We start from the raw sequence: 17,638 nt of genomic DNA on the forward strand, positions 1-17,638 counted from the left end.
CCCCTTTGCTATCAATCATGATACGCTTTTTTTATAATTCCGCAATGGTGATACAAATATTGGGGGCGATTACGGTATAATGAAGCCAAATAGGGCACAGTAGGAGGGACAATGTACGCACCCTTACAAATATTTTCAAGTTATAGTTTGTTAAAAAATCCAAATACGATTGACCAAATCCTAATCCAAGCTCATCAACAAGGATATCAGGCGGTTACTTTAGCTGATTGGAATGTTTTATATGGCGCGGTTGAACTTTATCAAAAGGCTCAGAAAATAGGCATTAAACCAATTTTTGGTTTAACCTTACAGGTTAATGGCCTAATTAATACGGCAACATTATTTCCAATTTTATTGACTGCTGTGACTGATAAAGGCTATCAGAACTTGATGTGGCTTTCTTCGGCTAAAATGACAGCAACTGATCAACAATTACCCCTTAGTAAAATTGCTCAACACCTTGAAGGAATCGCTATAACTTTGCCACCCAATAGTGAGTTAGTCCAGTTAATTTTAGCAGGTGATAGCCATTTAGATCAGTATTGGCAGAAGTTAGTAGAATTGGTAAATCCAAATCAATTATATCTGGGGCTAAATCCACGTATGGCTGCTCATACGCAAGAGCAACTGGCTGACTTTGCCCATGAATATGCGATATCGGTAATTGCTTTAGATCAGATTGATTATTTACAAGCCCAGGATGCTTTTAGCCAAGAGGTTTTACGAGCCATCGCTAGTAACAGTAAACTGGATAATTTATCTTTTTTGGCTCGACAAGGTGGCCAAAATATTTTGTTACCCCTAAAGGAGGTTGAGCAGTCCTATCAGGCGAGTGCAATTTTGCAAACTGCTTATGCGAATAATGAACGTTTAATTGATCAGGCCCAAGTGAACTTGAATTTTCAAGCAACTAGTTTACCGAAGTTCCAAAGTCCAGCTGGATTGGATAGTGGTAGTTATTTACGTCAATTAGCACAGCAGGGTTTGGCTGAGAAGTTAGCAAATTCTAATCAAGATATTAGCCCAGACTTGTATCAAAAACGGCTGGATCATGAGTTAGCGGTTATTGAACAATTAGGTTTTAGTGATTATTTTTTAATTGTTTGGGATATTTTAAATTTTGCGCACACGCATAGTATTCAAACCGGACCAGGTCGAGGATCGGCTGCCGGGTCCTTGGTGGCCTACTGCCTGGCAATTACCGATGTTGATCCGCTGGCCTTTGATTTACTATTTGAACGATTTTTAAACCCAGAACGAGCTCAAATGCCAGATATTGATATCGATTGGCCGGATAATCGTCGTGAAGAAGTTTTAATTTATTTGCACGAGAAATACGGTCAACGCAATTTTGCGCAAATTATTACTTTTGGCACTCTAGCTGCTAAACAAGCTTTACGTGATACCGGTCGGGTTTTTGATTTAAATACTCGTCAATTAAGCCAATTGTCAGGCGCCATTCCGCCGGGTAAAAATGGTCGGAAAGTTTCGCTCTTGGAAGCTTGGCAAAGTGAGCCGCAGTTAAAAGCTCGAATTGAGGAAATTGATAATGGAGCCCTACTGTTCAAGACCGCTCAGCAATTAGAGGGGCTGCCTCGTAATTATTCAACCCATGCGGCCGGAGTTGTGTTAAGTGATCGACCGCTGGTGGAAACCCTTCCGGTCCAGTTGGGTAGTGATAGTCGACTTTTAACCCAGTTTGAAAAAGGGCCAGTTGAACAACTTGGTCTATTAAAAATTGATATTTTAGGATTAACTAATTTAACTATTTTAAGTCAGGCCTTAGATTTGGCTAGGCCTAATCTACCCGATAATTTTGATATTAAAAAAATTCCTTTAAATGATCCGCAAACTTTGGCCTTATTCGTTGCCGGTGATACAAGCGGTATTTTTCAATTTGAATCACGGGGGATTCGAAATGTCTTACGCCAGCTAGCACCTAAAAATTTTGAACAGGTAGTAGCCGTCAATGCCCTTTATCGCCCTGGTCCTAGTCAAAATATTCAATCCTTTATTGAACGGCGACATGGTCGCGAAAAAATTCAAATTTTAGATGATAATTTGACCGATATTTTAGCACCAACTTTTGGCATTATTATTTATCAAGAGCAGGTAATGCGTGTTGCTGAAGCATATGCAGGTTTTACTTTGGGGCAAGCCGATGTTTTACGTAGTGCTATGTCGAAGAAGAAGTTAGCACAAATGGAGAGCATGAAGGCGCTCTTTATTAAAGGGGCTGTGCAAAAAGGACATCCTCAAACTGAAGCCGAAAAAATATTTTCCTACATTGACGAATTTGCTAACTATGGTTTTAACCGTTCTCATGCTGTAGCCTATACGAAGTTAGCTTTTGAACTAGCCTATTTAAAGGCTCACTATCCCTTAACTTTCTACACGGCCTTATTGAACGCTAATTTAAATAATACCGAAAAAATTAGGCAATATATTTTAGAGGCTAAAAGGGCTGGAGTTCAAGTTCAGGGACCAAATGTTAATTCGTCACAGCGTTTTTGGACTTGTTCGGCTTCGGGTCTACGCATGGGCTTGCACGCTGTTCGTGGATTGCGTTCGGATTTCATTGTCAGTCTGTTAGCTGAACGGGAGGAGCACGGTAGCTTTCAAACGGTGCAGTCCTTTATCCGCCGTTTACCAGAAAAATTACGTAAATTAGAAACTTTTAATCAATTAGTTTATGCTGGCGCCTTAGATAATTTTGGGTATAATCGTGCCGAATTATTGGCCAATTTACCGGATTTGGTGGCTGGGGCGGATTTTGGCGATTTAATCTTACAAGAAACTAAAATTCGGCGGATGCCAGATTTACCCTTGTTAGAGAAGTTAAATCAAGAAAAGGCCGTAATTGGTCTTAATCTATCAGGACATCCACTTGATGCCTATCAGGGGGTGATTACGGATCAAAAAATACCTAGTATTAATCAAATTACCCAACCCAATCAAACCGTACAAGTGATTGGCTTAATTGATCAAATCAAAACAATTCGTACTAAAAAAGGGCAGAATATGGCCTTTTTAACGCTAAGTGATCAAACCGGTAATATCAGTGTAACCTTATTTCCACAGCTGTACGGACGGTTAGCTGATCGGCTTAAAGTTGCGCAAGTGGTGCAGGTTACGGGTAAAAGTCAAGAACGTCAAGATATTGTTTTGGTCGCCAATCAATTGACCTATCCAGCTAAACAGGCTAAGCCGACAGTGTTAGAACAGGGCACCTGGTTTTTGCGCATTGATGCAGCTCATGAAGAGTCAAAAATTCAGGGACAATTATCTCAATTGCTCAAAAAGTATCACGGCGATTGTCCGGTTGTACTCTATTGGGCCCAATCTAATCAGAAACAAGCATTAAATCAAACTTATTGGTTAACTAGCCAAGCGGCAGTAAAGCGTAATCTAATCGGGCTTTTAGGAAAAGATAACGTTGTTTTTCAAAAAAAAGACTAAATTCTATCTTGTAGATTCTTCGTGAAATGTTTACAATGGAACAAGGAAGTGCTTGCAAGAGCAAGTAACCTAGATATCAAAGGAGCTATTTACCCATGAAAAAGACGAAAATCGTCTCAACGCTTGGTCCTTCATCAACTGATGTGGATACAATTGTTAAGTTAATTGAAGCCGGTGCCAATGTGTTCCGTTTCAATTTCTCCCATGGTGATCACGAAGAACACTTGGGTCGTATGAACGCAGTTGCCGAAGCTGAAAAGATTACCGGTAAGACTGTTGGTCGTTTGTTAGATACTAAGGGAGCCGAGATTCGTACTACTGTCCAAGCTGATGGTAAGATTGAGTTTAATACTGGAGATGTTCTCCGTATCTCAATGGACGACAGCTTGCAGGGAACTAAGGAAAAGATTGCGGTTACTTATCCAGGTCTTTACGATGATGTTAAGGTTGGCGGCCAAGTATTGTTTGATGATGGTTTGCTAGCTACAACTGTTACTGAAAAAGATGACGCAAACAAGGAATTAGTTGTTCGTGTTGAAAACCATGGTATTTTGGGTTCACGTAAGGGTGTTAATGCCCCAGGTGTTTCAATCAACTTGCCTGGTATTACTGACAAGGATGCTGATGATATCCGTTTTGGTTTGGATCATGAAATCAACTATATTGCGGCTTCATTTGTTCGTAAGCCGGAAGATATTTTGGACATCCGTGCTTTGCTAAAAGAAAAGCACATGGAACATGTACAAATCATTCCTAAGATTGAGTCACAAGAAGGTATCGATAATCTTGATGCTATCTTAGATGTTTCTGATGGTTTGATGGTTCCTCGTGGTGACATGGGTGTTGAAATTCCTGCTCAAAACGTTCCTTTGATTCAAAAGGAAATGATTCGTAAGATGAACGAGCGTGGTTTGCCAGTTATCACTGCTACTCAAATGTTGGACTCAATGGAAGAAAACCCACGTCCTACACGTGCCGAAGTTTCCGACGTTGCCAACGCTGTCTTTGATGGTACTGATGCAACAATGTTGTCAGGGGAATCAGCTAATGGTGATTACCCAGTGGAAGCCGTAGCTACTATGGCTGCTATTGATGAAAAGGCTGAGACTGCTTTACGTGTTGATGGCCGTCACCAGTTGCTACACTTTGATGATGAGGATGCAACTGAGTCTGTTGCTGCTTCAGTTGCCCACATCGCTCAAGATGTAAATGCTAAGTTGATTGTTGTTTCAACTAAGTCAGGATATTCGGCACGTATCGTTTCTAAGTTCCGCCCAACTGCTAATATTTTGGCAGTGACGTACTCAGAACGCGTACAACGTGGTTTAACTTTAAACTATGGTGTTGTGCCAGTTGTCTACGATGCTCCTGAAACAATTGATGAAATGCTTGAATTGTCAAAGCGTGCTGCTAAGGAACAAGGACTTGTTCAAAGTGGTGACAAGATTGTGGTTGTCGCTGGTGTACCAATGAACCAGTCTGGTACAACTAACATGTTGTCAGTACAAACAATTTAATTGATTTTTAAAAACCGGTGAATAGCCGGTTTTTTTATACATATTTTTTAGAATTATCCAAGACTCAGCAAGACATTGGCGGGGTTTGTGTTAAAATTGGTAGAGTATGAATTTATTCGAGGTAACTATTTTTGGCAGAACAAACAAGTAAGAACTTCACCTTTGAAAATATTGAACAGCAAACCAAATTATCAGGGACAAACGACGCCTTTTTAAAGTTAATTGAGGAAGCTTTGCCGGTTCGATTACTTAGTCGGGGAAATATGCTCGCCATTGAAGGAGAAGCAAGCGACGTGCAATTGGCCTATCAGGTAGTGGATGCTTTAGTTACTTTAATTAAGCGTCAAATTAATATTAGTCAAGCTGATATTGCTAGTGCCACTAATATGGCCCAAAGAGGAACCTTAGAATATTTTGGTGACCTTTATACTGAGGTGTTAATTCGAGATCAAAAGGGACGCTCAGTTCGAGTTAAAAATTTTGGTCAACGACAATATGTTCAGTCGATTCAAAAAAATGATGTAACTTTTGGCATTGGTCCAGCTGGAACTGGAAAAACTTTTTTGGCCGTTGTGATGGCAATTACCGCTTTAAGACGGGGAGAAGTCGAGCGAATTATTATTACGCGACCAGCGGTTGAGGCTGGTGAATCGTTGGGATTTTTGCCGGGAGACTTAAAAGAAAAAGTCGACCCCTATATGCGTCCCATCTACGATGCCATGAATATCTTAATTGGTAGTGAACATACCCAACGATTAGTGGAACGGGGTGTAATTGAGATTGCGCCGCTGGCCTACATGCGTGGTCGGACTCTGGATGATGCCTTTATTATCCTTGATGAAGCCCAAAATACGACTAATCAACAAATGAAAATGTTCTTAACACGATTAGGATTTAGTTCGAAAATGATTGTGAATGGAGATATTTCACAAATTGATTTACCGCGTGGGGCTAAGTCGGGCTTGATTGCGGCTCAAAGAATTCTAAAAAATATAGATCATATTAGTTTTATTAATTTTAGTAGTGCTGATGTTGTACGGCATCCTGTCGTTGGTCAAATTGTCAATGCATATGAAGCGGCTGATAACCGATTAGCTGAATTGAAGAAGGAGCAAACTCGAGATGGACTTAGCCATAATTGATCAAAGTCAGCCTGGTGTAAGCCAGTACCATCGTGATTTAGTAAAATGTGTCTTGGAATATGCGGGACAATACATGAAATTACCTGATAATACTGAGATGTCAGTGACCTTTATGAATAACGAGGAAATTCATCGTTATAATCGAGAATACCGAAATATTGATAAGCCCACGGACGTGATTAGTTTTGCGATTGAAGATGATGACGATGATTTTCCCTTGCTTCCTGATGAAGAAATGGGTGAAGATTTAGCTAAAAATATTGGGGATATTCTAGTTTCAGTTGATATTATTGCGCAACAGGCTGAGTATTTAGGACATAGTTTTGAAAGAGAATTAGGCTTTTTAGTTGTCCATGGTTTCTTGCATCTCAATGGTTATGACCACATGTTAGGGGATGCCGAAGAAAAGGAAATGTTTGATCTACAAAGGAATATTTTGGATAGCTATGGTCTCAGAAGATAAAGACAAACAACCGCAAGTTACCCGTAATCGTAATTTTGCTATGGCTTTAAAAAATGCCTTGCATGGTATTTTGGTAGTGGTATTACGGGAACGTAATATGCGGATTCATATTATTTCGGCCTTTATGATTTTATTGGCTGGACTTTACTGTGGTTTACGGCGATCGGATTGGCTTTGGGTTACGATTGGGGTTTTTCTGGTTATTTATAGTGAATTTTTAAATACGATTGTTGAATCGATTGTCGACTTGATAGTTGGTCGCCGTTACCATGTTTTAGCCGGTTTAGCCAAAGATTTGGCCGCTGGGTTAGTTCTAGCTGCAGTAGGTGTTGAAATGATTATTCTATTAATCATTTTTGAACCGTATGTATATCGTTTGCTTTGGCACTAAAAATAAGAAAAGTTGAATTATAAAGGAGTATGCAAGAGTATGGCATCCAAAGAGACTAACGGGGATCCCCGCGTATCTCGTAATATTAATTTTGGGCGAGCGTTAAAGACCGCGCTACACGGAATTGGTTCGGTTATTAAAAATGAACGGGCAATGCGTTTACATTTATTTTGTGCCACGGTCTTTATTTTAGCTGGCATTTACCTTGGCCTTTCTCGTTCAGAGTGGATTTGGCTGATTATCGTTATTTTTTGGGTTTTTTATTGTGAATTTTTAAATACAGCAATTGAATTAATTGTCGATTTGATTGTTGAGAAGAAATATCATCCGATTGCTGGTTTAGCTAAAGATGTGGGTGGTGGGATTGTCGATTTGGCGATGTTCATGGGCTTGATTGTCGTTGCTTTTATTTTCCAACCTCATATCTGGCATCAATTAGGTTGGAGTACCCAGTTAGTCGCTACTTTGTTGTATTAATTGAAAGGTAAATTGTATGGTTAAAGAAGGTTTTAAGTCTGGTTTTGTGGCGATTATCGGTCGTCCTAATGTAGGAAAATCAACCCTTTTAAATCGGATTGTTGGTGAAAAAATTGCCATTATGTCTGATAAAGCACAAACAACGCGTAACAAAATTCAAGGAATCTACACGACTGATGACGCTCAGGTTGTTTTCATTGATACACCGGGCGTTCATAAGCCGCAAAATTCTTTAGGGGATTTTATGGTGAAATCAGCGTTTTCAGCTTTGCATGAAGCTGATGCCATTTGGTTTGTGGTTGATGCTAGTAAAGAGCGTGGTCGTGGTGATAATTTTATTATTGAGCGCTTAAAAGAAGTGAAATCAACACCGATTTACCTGATTATTAATAAGATTGATTTGCTTCCAAAAGATCAGTTATTTGAAGTAATTAATTCTTATCAAGAGGATGCACCGCAATGGGCTGAAGTCTTTCCAATTTCAGCCACCGAAGGCGATAATGTTCCTGAATTATTAGAGGGAGTCATTGATCAGCTAGAAGAAGGACCACAATACTTTGATTCCGATCAGTTAACGGATCATCCCGAACGGTTTATTATTAGTGAATTAATTCGTGAAAAGGTATTGCAGTTGACTCAGCAGGAAGTACCACATTCTGTTGCTGTGGTGATTGATCAAATTGAACAAGAAGAGGGCGATAAAGTTCACATTCAAGCTTCTATTATTGTTGAGCGGCCGACCCAAAAGAATATTGTGATTGGTAAACAGGGTCAGATGATCAAACAGATTGGTATTCGAGCTCGTAAAGATATTGAACGATTATTAGGTAGTAAGGTCTTTTTGGAAACATGGGTTAAGGTTGAGCCACGTTGGCGTGATCGACCTCAAGCATTGCAATCTATGGGATATCGACCAGAGGACTATTAATCTGACAGCCTAGAGGTGGAGTAGGCTAAATGGCAATTATTCAAGGGATTATTTTATATACTCGTCCATACAAAGAACGGGACCTATTGGTGCGCATGCTAACTGAAAAGGCTGGTTTGCGGACTTTTTTTGCACGTGGGGCTAAAAAAAATAACTCCTCTTTAGCGGCTGCTACCCAACCCTACACAAAATTTACTTTTGATGGTCAATTACCAAAAAATAATCAAGGATTAGGCTTTATTAACAGTGTTCAGGGTAGTACTTCTTATCGTCACATTACCGAAGACATCGGGATTAGTGCCTATGTGGCCCTAATCGTTAAGTTAATTGATGCCAGTTTTGAAGAAGGTATACCATTGCCAGATTGGTATCAAGAATTAACAGTAGCCTTAGAAAAACTTAATGATGGTTTAGATCCGCAAACTATAGCTAATATTTTTGAAATTAAGTTATTAACGCCCTTGGGAGTCGAACCCAACTGGCGGGCTGATCCCTTGGATGGTCAGATAACGGGGGTTTTTGATTATTCTGAAAAATATAATGGAATTATCGGTCAAAATCACTTTAATTTAGATGATAACCGGCTACATTTGGATCAGAAAACTATCTATTATTTACGTCAGTTTAGCCAAATCAACCTAGCTAAAGTTCATGCCATTAAGATCTCTCCGGGGACTAAAAGAAGCTTACAGCGGGTGATTGATTATATCTATGAAAAGCAAGTTGGTCTGGTTCCGAGGGAAAAACATTTTATTCAGCAAATGGCTACTTGGCAGGTAGCAGCACAAAAATTAGCACAGCAAAGGAAACAACAATGAAAAAGATTTTGGTACTACATACGGGCGGTACGATTGCCATGCACGCTGATGCCACTGGTGATGTCCAACCAGATGAAATTAATCCACTGAATGCCGTACAAATTGAATTACCAGAAGTCAAGCTTCAAGTTGAAAATATTTTTAATATTCCTAGTGAGCATATTGGTCCCATTCATATGCTACAAATTCAACAACGGATTTTAGCTGCTGGTAATGATTTTGATGGAGTGGTGGTCACTCATGGTACGGACACGCTGGAGGAAACGTCTTTTTTCTTAGATAGTACGTTAAATGTTGATTTTCCAATTGTGATGACGGGCGCCATGCGATCATCAAATGAACTTGGTGCGGATGGGTTATATAATTATCAGTCAGCCATTCGAGTGGCTATTGATGATCAGTCGGCTAACCGAGGGGTCATGGTAGTAATGAATGATGAAATCCATGCTGCTCGGTTTGTCACCAAGACGCATACGACTAATGTGGCAACTTTTGCTTCACCGATTAGTGGTGTGATGGGAATTATTACTAAGCGTCGGATTATTTATTTATATGAACTACCAGCCCATACTATTTATCCGATTAGTATGGTGAATAAGGATATCCCAGTCATTAAAGCCTACGCTGGTATGGACGGAAAATTATTAGAATTACTGGCGGCTACTAATGTTGACGGCATTATCATTGAAGCGTTGGGCGCTGGTAATTTAGGAGAAAATGCAGCTCGGGGAGTGGGCTATTTACTATCACGTAATATTCCAGTCGTGATTGTTTCCCGTAGTTTCAAGGGCATTGCTGAACCCGTCTACGATTACTTAGGTGGTGGTGTTCAATTAGAACGGGCGGGAGCGATTTTTGCTTCTAGTGTTAATGGGCAAAAAGCTCGATTGAAATTGTTGATTGGTTTGGAAAATAATCTTAGTCCACAAGAACTAAATAAATATTTACAGGAATTTTAAAAGCGCGAGTCCGTCGAGACTCGCGCTTTTTTACTGAAATAAATTGTGATAGATTGCTTGAACGGCTTCTGCGGCAAGTTCGGGTTGAATACCCAGCATAATGGAAATTTCGCTGGCTCCTTGGTTGACCATTTGTAAACTGATGCCAGCTTCCTTCAATGGGGTGACGATATCAGTCATGGCACCAACACGATTTCGCATTCCTTCCCCGACAATCATAATAATGCCATAATTGGGAATCCATTTTAGTTCATCTGGCTGAATTTGTTCTTGAATGGCGGCCAGTACATGGTCAATCTGTTCTTGATTAGTTAGCGATTTATCAAGAATAATTGTTAAATCATCAATTCCAGAAGGCATATGTTCATAGGAAAGGCCATACTGGCTCAAGATTTCTAAAATTTGCCGGGTAAAGTCTTTGTTTAAGAGATAGCGGTGTAAATAAATGGCAGCAAAGCGATTGGAATTAGCAATACCAGTCACTGGCCGTGTATTTTGAATAGCCTGCCGCGGTAATATCATGGTACCGGGATCATCTGGTCGGTTAGTATTTTTAATATTAATCGGAATTTGGCCTTGAATGGCTGGAATAATTGCCTCATCATGAAAAACAGCAAAACCAGCATAAGAAAGTTCTCGCATTTCATCATAGGTCATTTGAGCAATGGCTTGGGGATGATCAACTAATTTAGGGTTAGCCGCGTATATGGCGCTAACATCCGTGAAGTTTTCATAAAGATCAGCTTGGAAGGCGCGAGCCATGATAGCCCCAGTAATATCAGAACCTCCTCGGGAAAAAGTGGCCATATCACCATTGGTGGTATAGCCAAAAAATCCAGGAACAATTAAACGTTCCCCGACTGCTAGTTCAAATTCAGCCATGGTCTGGTATGAATCTTCTAGTAGGGTGGCATTACGAGGGTGGTCATCAACTAAAAATCCAAGTGTTTTAGGATCAACGAAACGGGCTGGTAGACCTTGATGCGTAAAAGCTTTCGCAATTAACTGTGCATTGAGGTATTCACCGTGGGCACAAAAAGCCGCGAACAGATAGTCAAAAGAGCGATAGTGTTTTTGCGCTAAATGGTCAATTTGTTGGTCAATATCGGTTAAATCAATCTCAGTTAGTTCAAAATATTTACCGATTTCGTGGTAACGACTTTTAATTTGTTGGACGATATCACGATAATCACGATCAGTAATAACGGCTCGGGCATACTCAATTAGTAGATCTGTAACCTTAGTGTCGTCTTCTTGTCGCTTGCCGGGGGCCGAAACGACGATAATCTGGCGCTGAGGGTCAGCTGATACAATTTCAAATACTCGTTTTAATTGGGGACCATCGGCTAGGGATGAACCACCAAATTTGGCAACTTTCATGATTTACTCCTTAGGTTGGATTACCAGACCGTTAAAATCGGGCTCTAAGGCCACAATTTCACCTGGTAAATCTAATGCTTGTAGTCTTGTGATTAACGCTTGTGCCTGCTGGCCGGTTGTTAGGGTCACCGTTGTCGGACCAGCTCCAGAAAGATAAGTACCATAAATACCTAGTGCATGTGCTATTTGGCGAATTTTGGCTAAATGGGGGACTAAATCAGCTCGCGCTTGTTCATGAAACTCATCGGCTTCCATTAGGCGCCGGGCTTGCTCGATATTACCGGCCTGCCAGCTGGCAATCATAACATTAGCGACGGCACTAGCGGCTACGGCTTGTGGTAGTGCTAATTCGGTAGCTAAAGCGGCTCGAGCATCCGCAGTTTTTAAAGGGTAGTTGGGAATAAAGGTGACCAATTTGAAATCTTCGGGGAATGTTAAAGGTGCTTGGTAGACATTTTTTTGGTCATAATACGCCGCTACGCCGCCGCCTAAAAGGGCCGGTGCAACATTGTCTGGATGCCCTTCTAGCTGGGTAGCAACTAATAGCATGTCAGATGGACTGAGTGCTAACTGACCTAACTCATTAGCTAAAGCAATACCGGCTAAGATGGCCGATGAAGAAGAACCTAAACCACGTGCTAGCGGAATATCTGAACTGACTATTAAATGGTGGGCTGGTAAGTTAAGGGCTAGTTTTTGAGCAATTTGGACAATTAAATTATTGTGATTATGAGGAACGCTATCGCCGAAAGGATGATCCACCACCCATTTAGAGGTGGGCTCCAAGACTTGGACTCTTAGATAACGACTAACAGCTAGGCCTAATGAGTCAAAACCAGGTCCTAAATTAGCACTACTAGCTGGTACTTGAATGGTAAATTGCAAGTTTATATCCTCACTTTTTCATAAATTTAATTGATATTTGTTTTTACTTTAATAAAGAGCACTAGTAAATATAAATAAAAAATTTATTTATGGTATACTCATTAATTTTTAACTCTATCACATCCCTCATAAAAACAAAATACTTTGTTATAATTAGACTTAACCCTGTAGGACTTGAAAAGGAGAAATGCTAATGCGCTATGTATCAACTCGTGGGCAAGCCCCAGCTGTCAGTGCCAGTCAGGCTATCTTAGCTGGCATTGCACCGGATGGAGGGCTATATGTGCCGGAACAATGGCCTCAAATTAGTCTGGAATGGCGAGCGCTTGCCAACCAGTCCTATCAAGAAATTGCGGAATTGATTTTGGCTGCTTTTCTAGATGATTTCACCCCGATGGAGATTCAGTCAGTCGTTCAAGCGGCTTATGGAGCGCAGTGGGATAGTAGTAATATTGTCAATCTACATCAAGTCGGAAACCTCCATTATATGGAACTTTTCCATGGACCAACTTTGGCCTTTAAAGATGTTGCCTTACAAGCCTTACCCCATCTATTGACGACTGCCGCTGCCAAGCAAGGCAATCATGATAAAATCGTGATTCTAACAGCGACTTCGGGTGATACCGGAACGGCTGCTATGAGTGGTTTTGGGAATGTTGACCAAACTGAAATATTGGTCTTTTATCCTGAAATTGGTGTTAGTGATATTCAAAGGCAACAAATGCAAACAGAGTCAGCTACTAATGCCCATGTAACGGCTATTACCGGTAACTTTGATGATGCCCAGCGGGCAGTTAAATCTCTCTTAGGGCAAAAAGAGCTACAGGAGCGTTTGGCCCAACATCAGCTACGCTTTTCATCAGCTAACTCGATTAATATTGGTCGGTTGATTCCACAAATTGTTTATTATATTTATGCTTATGCTCAATTAGTGAAACAAGGACAAATTCAGGCCGGCCAGATGGTTGATATTGCCGTTCCAACTGGTAATTTTGGAAATATCTTAGCTGCCTATTATGCTAGTCAAATTGGTTTGCCCGTTAATGAGTTTACTGTTGCTTCAAATGAAAACAATGTCTTAACGGACTTCTTTAATACCGGTTGTTATGATCGACGGCGTCACTTCAAGGTTACTAGTGCCCCGGCGATGGATATTTTGGTTTCTAGTAATTTAGAACGATTGATTTATTTTGCTAGTGGGCAAAATAGTCAGGAAGTTGCTGAGTATATGCAAGCTTTGGATGAAAATGGTTTTTATCAGCTTAAAGCTACTACCCAAGCTAATTTGAATCATTTTAAGGCCGGTTATGCCAATGAAGAACAAATTAAAGCTACGATTCACAGCACTTTCCAACAAGATGGCTATCTGTTAGATCCGCATACAGCAGTGGGGCGCTTTGTTATCGACCAACACAGTGATTTAAAACGACCAACCTTACTAGCCGCAACAGCTAGTCCTTACAAGTTTCCACAGGCAGTTTTAACTGCGCTGGATCAACCAGTAGTTGGTGGACAATCTGGATTAGTAGCCTTAGCAACTTGTACCAACTCAAAAATTCCTGCCCAGATTCAAACCCTATTTGATCAACCAATTTTGCATAAGCAGGTGATTCAGCCCGATCAAATTCAGACCACCATTGATCAATTACTCTTCTAACCCACACTAAAAATAACGAGGTGAATAATGTCATATCAAGATCAAGATCCACTAGTATGGAGTGCCATTCAACAAGAAGCTGCTCGTCAAAACCGTAATATTGAATTAATTGCTTCGGAAAACTTTGCCTCACAGGGCGTTCGAGCGGCTCAAGGTTCAGTTTTGACCAATAAATATGCTGAGGGTTATCCCTATAAGCGCTATTATGGTGGGACTGAATACGTCGATGTGATTGAACAAGTGGCTATTGATCGCCTAAAGGCTTTATTTGGCGCTGAATATGCTAACGTTCAACCTCATTCTGGCTCCCAAGCCAATGCCGCGGCTTATATGGCCTTTTTAAAGCCTGGAGATAAAATTTTAGGGATGGATTTAGATGCCGGGGGACATTTAACCCATGGTGCTAAAGTCAGTTTTTCTGGGAAAATCTATGAATCCCATACGTATGGGGTTGATTCTGATAGTGAACGGCTAGACTACGATGACATTGCTCGAATTGCCCGCCAAGTTAAGCCACAAATGATTGTCGCCGGTGCTTCGGCCTATTCACGGATTATTGATTTCCAAAAGTTCCGTGACATTGCCGATGAAGTTGGTGCATACTTGATGGTTGACATGGCCCATATTGCCGGTTTAGTTGCGGCTGGGTTGCATCCTAATCCCGTTGGCATTGCTGATGTTGTGACTTCGACAACGCATAAAACATTACGGGGACCGCGTGGTGGTATTATTTTGTCACAAGAAAAATATGCCAAGCAGCTTAATTCAGCTATTTTCCCAGGTTCGCAAGGGGGACCTTTGGAGCATGTGATTGCTGCTAAGGCTGTGGCTTTTGGGGAAGCTTTGCAACCAAGTTTCAAAGACTATGCCCAGCAAGTAATTAACAACGCCCAAGCTATGGCTGATGTCTTTAGTGCTAGTGCTAATATTCGTGTGGTAACTGGTGGGACTGATAATCATCTCTTTAATTTGGATTTGACGCAGACTGGTCTAAACGGTAAGCAGACGCAAGAATTGTTGGATTCGGTTTCAATTACAACTAATAAGGAAGCTTTGCCAAATGAACAGTTGAGTCCCTTTGTGACTTCCGGTATTCGAATTGGAACCCCAGCCATTACCACTCGAGGCTTTAACGAACAAGATGCCCAACAAGTAGCTCATCTTATTGAACAAGCCATCCATCAACACGATGATTCCCAAGCACTCAAAGCCATTAAACAAGAGGTTGAAACCTTGTCCATGGGTCACCGCTTTGCTTAATTACGATGGTTCAATTGAATAAAAAAGACTGGCGCGTAAAGCAAAAAAAAAGCTTAAAAAGTTATCAAGGAGTCAATCGCAGTCAAGAAGAAAGGGCATTGCGACAGCTGCTGTTACAAATGGCAAGCTGGAAAACAGCTAAGCGAGTGGCTTTGACGCTTAGTTTGCCCTTTGAACTAGATACCCAACCCTTAATTAAAGCGGCTTGGCAGGCTAACAAGCAGGTAGTTGTTCCTCAAATCAAGAACCAGCAGATGGCTTTTGTGGAAATTACGCCACAGACTAGTTATCAAGTAGGGCCTTTGGGTATTTTAGAACCCTGTGATGTAAGCATTGTTCAGTCTGAGACCATTGACTTAGTCATTACCCCCGGTCTGGCATTTACCAAAACCGGTAAACGATTAGGATTTGGGGCTGGTTACTATGACCGCTTTCTAGTCAATTATGCGGGACCGACTGTAGCCTTAGCTTTAAGTTGCCAAATTGTACCGGATTTACCGCAAGATAAATATGATCAAAGAATCATGACGATTCTTTTTAATGACCACTGCTAAAAACAGTGGTTTTTTAACTTGCTTATACGAACATTTGTTCGTATAATGAAAAGGTCATGGGGGTACGTATCATGGTTAATAAATTTCAGGCGGTATATGCGCACGAAAAACGTCGCGTTATTTTTTTGATTGATTCTAAAAGTTTTTATGCCAGCGTAGAATGTGTTGAACGGATGCTTAATCCTCTACGGGCTTTGCTAGTAGTCATGTCACATCAAGAAAATCAAAGCGGTGGTTTAGTTTTGGCAGCTTCACCCATGGCTAAAAAACGATTGGGTATTAGTAATGTAACCCGCCAAAAAGATGTGCCAGATGTACCGGGCCTGATTAAAGCTGAGCCCCGTATGAATCTGTATATTCAAAAGAATTTAGTAATTAACGATATATATCGGCAGTATGTCGATGATGATCATATGTTGCCGTATTCTATCGATGAAGTTATTTTAGATATGACCGAGTTTTGGCATCTTTTTGGAGATAGCCCGGCGGCCGTGGCTCGTCGAATTCAAACCGAAGTCCTCCAGAAAACAGGTGTTTATTTATCAGTTGGGATTGGGGATAGTCCGGTATTAGCGAAGTTAGCTTTAGATCTAGATGCTAAATCAGCACCCCATTTATTAGCCCAATGGCACTATGAAGATGTTTCTAGTCGATTATGGCCGATTCAAGATCTAGGTAAGGTATGGGGCATTGGCCATCAAACGGCCAAAAAATTACAGACTTGGGGCATTCAATCAATGGGGGATGTGGCTGCTATGGATCCTTATCAACTACGAGAGCAAATGGGACTGATGGGGGAACAATTGTATGCTACTGCCTGGGGTATTGATCGTTCTGAGTTAACAGAGGCAGTGGTGAGGCATCATCGTTCTTACAGTAATTCGCAAGTTTTACCATACGATTATCACCAATTAAGTGAGGTACAGATTGTCTTACAAGAGATGGCTGATCAAGTTGCCAGTCGCATTCGGGCGCAAAAATTGGTCACTGGCCGGGTAAATATTTACTTGGGGGCGGCTAACCAGGGCGTTAAATTTTATAATCGGCACGATCGGCGCCACAATATCCATCAGTCCTTAACTATTAGGCCGACTAATAGTAGCCAGATTTTAATGAGTATTCTAAATCAAATGTTGCGAAAAGTTTGGACAGGCCAGTCAGTGCGCTATCTTGGCGTTTCTTTTAGTGATTTACAGGATCAATCTCATCAACAATTGGATTTGTTCCAAGGCTATGAGAATGACCTTAATCAAAATCGTTTGGATACGACGATTGATCAAATTCGTCAGCGTTTTGGTAATGGGGCTTTACTACGGGGCCTTTCTCTAGCAGAAGGGGGAACGGCAATTGCTCGAGCTAATTTAGTTGGCGGTCATAACGGAGGTAATGCTTATGAATAGGGAACAGCTATTACGGGTTAAAAGCTACTTTGAAAACGATTATCGTGAGCGTGGCAAGGTAAAGTGGGATGGCTTTTTTCTATCTGATCATACCCTGCAAATGAAAAAGCACCAGCAAGAGTCTACGATTGACTCTACTGAGATGAATTTATCAATGATTATGCAGCTTAGCCAACATGCATGGGCGAATCATCGACTAGTAACGGTCCAAATTAATAGTCAAAATTTAGATGGACAGTTTTTACCACCGGTGACGGGTTTGATTGAGGAAATGACCGATCAAACCATTCAAATCGCTGGTCAAGCTTTGAATTGGGATGAAGTTTTAAATATTGTGGAGGGGTAGAT

General features: G+C 40.9%; 16 protein-coding genes. 14 read left to right on the forward strand and 2 right to left on the reverse strand.

Annotation, left to right across the window (positions count from 1 at the left end):
- Positions 1–111 precede the first annotated feature (111 nt).
- The 9 genes from M4974_RS03800 to M4974_RS03840 all read left to right on the forward strand — a co-directional run bounded on the left by M4974_RS03800 (position 112) and on the right by M4974_RS03840 (position 10,154).
- A complete protein-coding gene (locus M4974_RS03800) occupies positions 112–3,459 on the forward strand; it encodes a DNA polymerase III subunit alpha (protein ID WP_248706196.1) in 3,348 nt (1,115 codons plus the stop codon).
- 95 nt (positions 3,460–3,554) lie between these two features.
- Positions 3,555–4,976 carry a pyruvate kinase gene (gene pyk, locus M4974_RS03805; protein ID WP_248706195.1) on the forward strand — a complete coding sequence of 474 codons (1,422 nt, stop codon included), beginning with the start codon at positions 3,555–3,557 and terminating at the stop codon, positions 4,974–4,976.
- A gap of 131 nt (positions 4,977–5,107) precedes the next feature.
- The gene (locus M4974_RS03810; RefSeq protein WP_248706194.1) at positions 5,108–6,118 is read left to right on the forward strand and encodes a PhoH family protein; all 1,011 of its coding nucleotides are present in this window, start codon (positions 5,108–5,110) and stop codon (positions 6,116–6,118) included.
- The gene (gene ybeY / locus M4974_RS03815; protein ID WP_248706193.1) at positions 6,099–6,581 is read left to right on the forward strand and encodes an rRNA maturation RNase YbeY; all 483 of its coding nucleotides are present in this window, start codon (positions 6,099–6,101) and stop codon (positions 6,579–6,581) included. The genes M4974_RS03810 and ybeY overlap by 20 nt, the downstream gene beginning before the upstream one ends.
- Positions 6,565–6,972 carry a diacylglycerol kinase family protein gene (locus M4974_RS03820; protein WP_248706192.1) on the forward strand — a complete coding sequence of 136 codons (408 nt, stop codon included), beginning with the start codon at positions 6,565–6,567 and terminating at the stop codon, positions 6,970–6,972. Before ybeY ends, M4974_RS03820 begins: the two co-directional genes overlap by 17 nt.
- Positions 6,973–7,011: 39 nt before the next feature.
- On the forward strand, positions 7,012–7,449 hold the full coding sequence (locus M4974_RS03825) for a diacylglycerol kinase family protein (protein WP_248706191.1): 438 nt from the start codon (positions 7,012–7,014) through the stop codon (positions 7,447–7,449).
- 16 nt (positions 7,450–7,465) lie between these two features.
- Positions 7,466–8,377 carry a GTPase Era gene (gene era, locus M4974_RS03830; protein ID WP_248706190.1) on the forward strand — a complete coding sequence of 304 codons (912 nt, stop codon included), beginning with the start codon at positions 7,466–7,468 and terminating at the stop codon, positions 8,375–8,377.
- 29 nt (positions 8,378–8,406) lie between these two features.
- The gene (gene recO, locus M4974_RS03835; RefSeq protein ID WP_248706189.1) at positions 8,407–9,195 is read left to right on the forward strand and encodes a DNA repair protein RecO; all 789 of its coding nucleotides are present in this window, start codon (positions 8,407–8,409) and stop codon (positions 9,193–9,195) included.
- A complete protein-coding gene (locus tag M4974_RS03840) occupies positions 9,192–10,154 on the forward strand; it encodes an asparaginase (RefSeq protein WP_248706188.1) in 963 nt (320 codons plus the stop codon). The genes recO and M4974_RS03840 overlap by 4 nt, the downstream gene beginning before the upstream one ends.
- A 30-nt stretch (positions 10,155–10,184) precedes the next feature.
- Here M4974_RS03840 and M4974_RS03845 read toward each other — a convergent pair whose 3' ends face one another.
- A complete protein-coding gene (locus M4974_RS03845) occupies positions 10,185–11,534 on the reverse strand; it encodes an aspartate kinase (RefSeq protein ID WP_248715766.1) in 1,350 nt (449 codons plus the stop codon).
- 3 nt (positions 11,535–11,537) lie between these two features.
- Positions 11,538–12,419 carry a homoserine kinase gene (gene thrB / locus M4974_RS03850; RefSeq protein ID WP_248715767.1) on the reverse strand — a complete coding sequence of 294 codons (882 nt, stop codon included), beginning with the start codon at positions 12,417–12,419 and terminating at the stop codon, positions 11,538–11,540.
- A 193-nt stretch (positions 12,420–12,612) separates the two neighbouring features.
- Between thrB and thrC the strand changes: the two genes are divergently transcribed.
- The 5 genes from thrC to M4974_RS03875 all read left to right on the forward strand — a co-directional run bounded on the left by thrC (position 12,613) and on the right by M4974_RS03875 (position 17,636).
- Positions 12,613–14,076 carry a threonine synthase gene (gene thrC / locus M4974_RS03855; protein WP_248706185.1) on the forward strand — a complete coding sequence of 488 codons (1,464 nt, stop codon included), beginning with the start codon at positions 12,613–12,615 and terminating at the stop codon, positions 14,074–14,076.
- Between the two features lie 27 nt (positions 14,077–14,103).
- The gene (gene glyA, locus M4974_RS03860; protein ID WP_248706184.1) at positions 14,104–15,336 is read left to right on the forward strand and encodes a serine hydroxymethyltransferase; all 1,233 of its coding nucleotides are present in this window, start codon (positions 14,104–14,106) and stop codon (positions 15,334–15,336) included.
- 5 nt (positions 15,337–15,341) lie between these two features.
- Positions 15,342–15,890 carry a 5-formyltetrahydrofolate cyclo-ligase gene (locus tag M4974_RS03865; RefSeq protein ID WP_248706183.1) on the forward strand — a complete coding sequence of 183 codons (549 nt, stop codon included), beginning with the start codon at positions 15,342–15,344 and terminating at the stop codon, positions 15,888–15,890.
- Between the two features lie 71 nt (positions 15,891–15,961).
- Complete coding sequence (locus M4974_RS03870) at positions 15,962–17,290, forward strand: Y-family DNA polymerase (RefSeq protein WP_248706182.1); 1,329 nt, start codon at positions 15,962–15,964, stop codon at positions 17,288–17,290.
- Entirely contained in the window at positions 17,283–17,636 is a 354-nt protein-coding gene (locus M4974_RS03875; protein WP_248706181.1) for a hypothetical protein, read from the forward strand. The genes M4974_RS03870 and M4974_RS03875 overlap by 8 nt, the downstream gene beginning before the upstream one ends.
- The last annotated feature ends 2 nt before the right edge of the window (positions 17,637–17,638 follow it).

The sequence above is a fragment of the Convivina praedatoris genome (assembly GCF_933208495.1).
Lineage (GTDB): Bacteria > Bacillota > Bacilli > Lactobacillales > Lactobacillaceae > Convivina > Convivina praedatoris.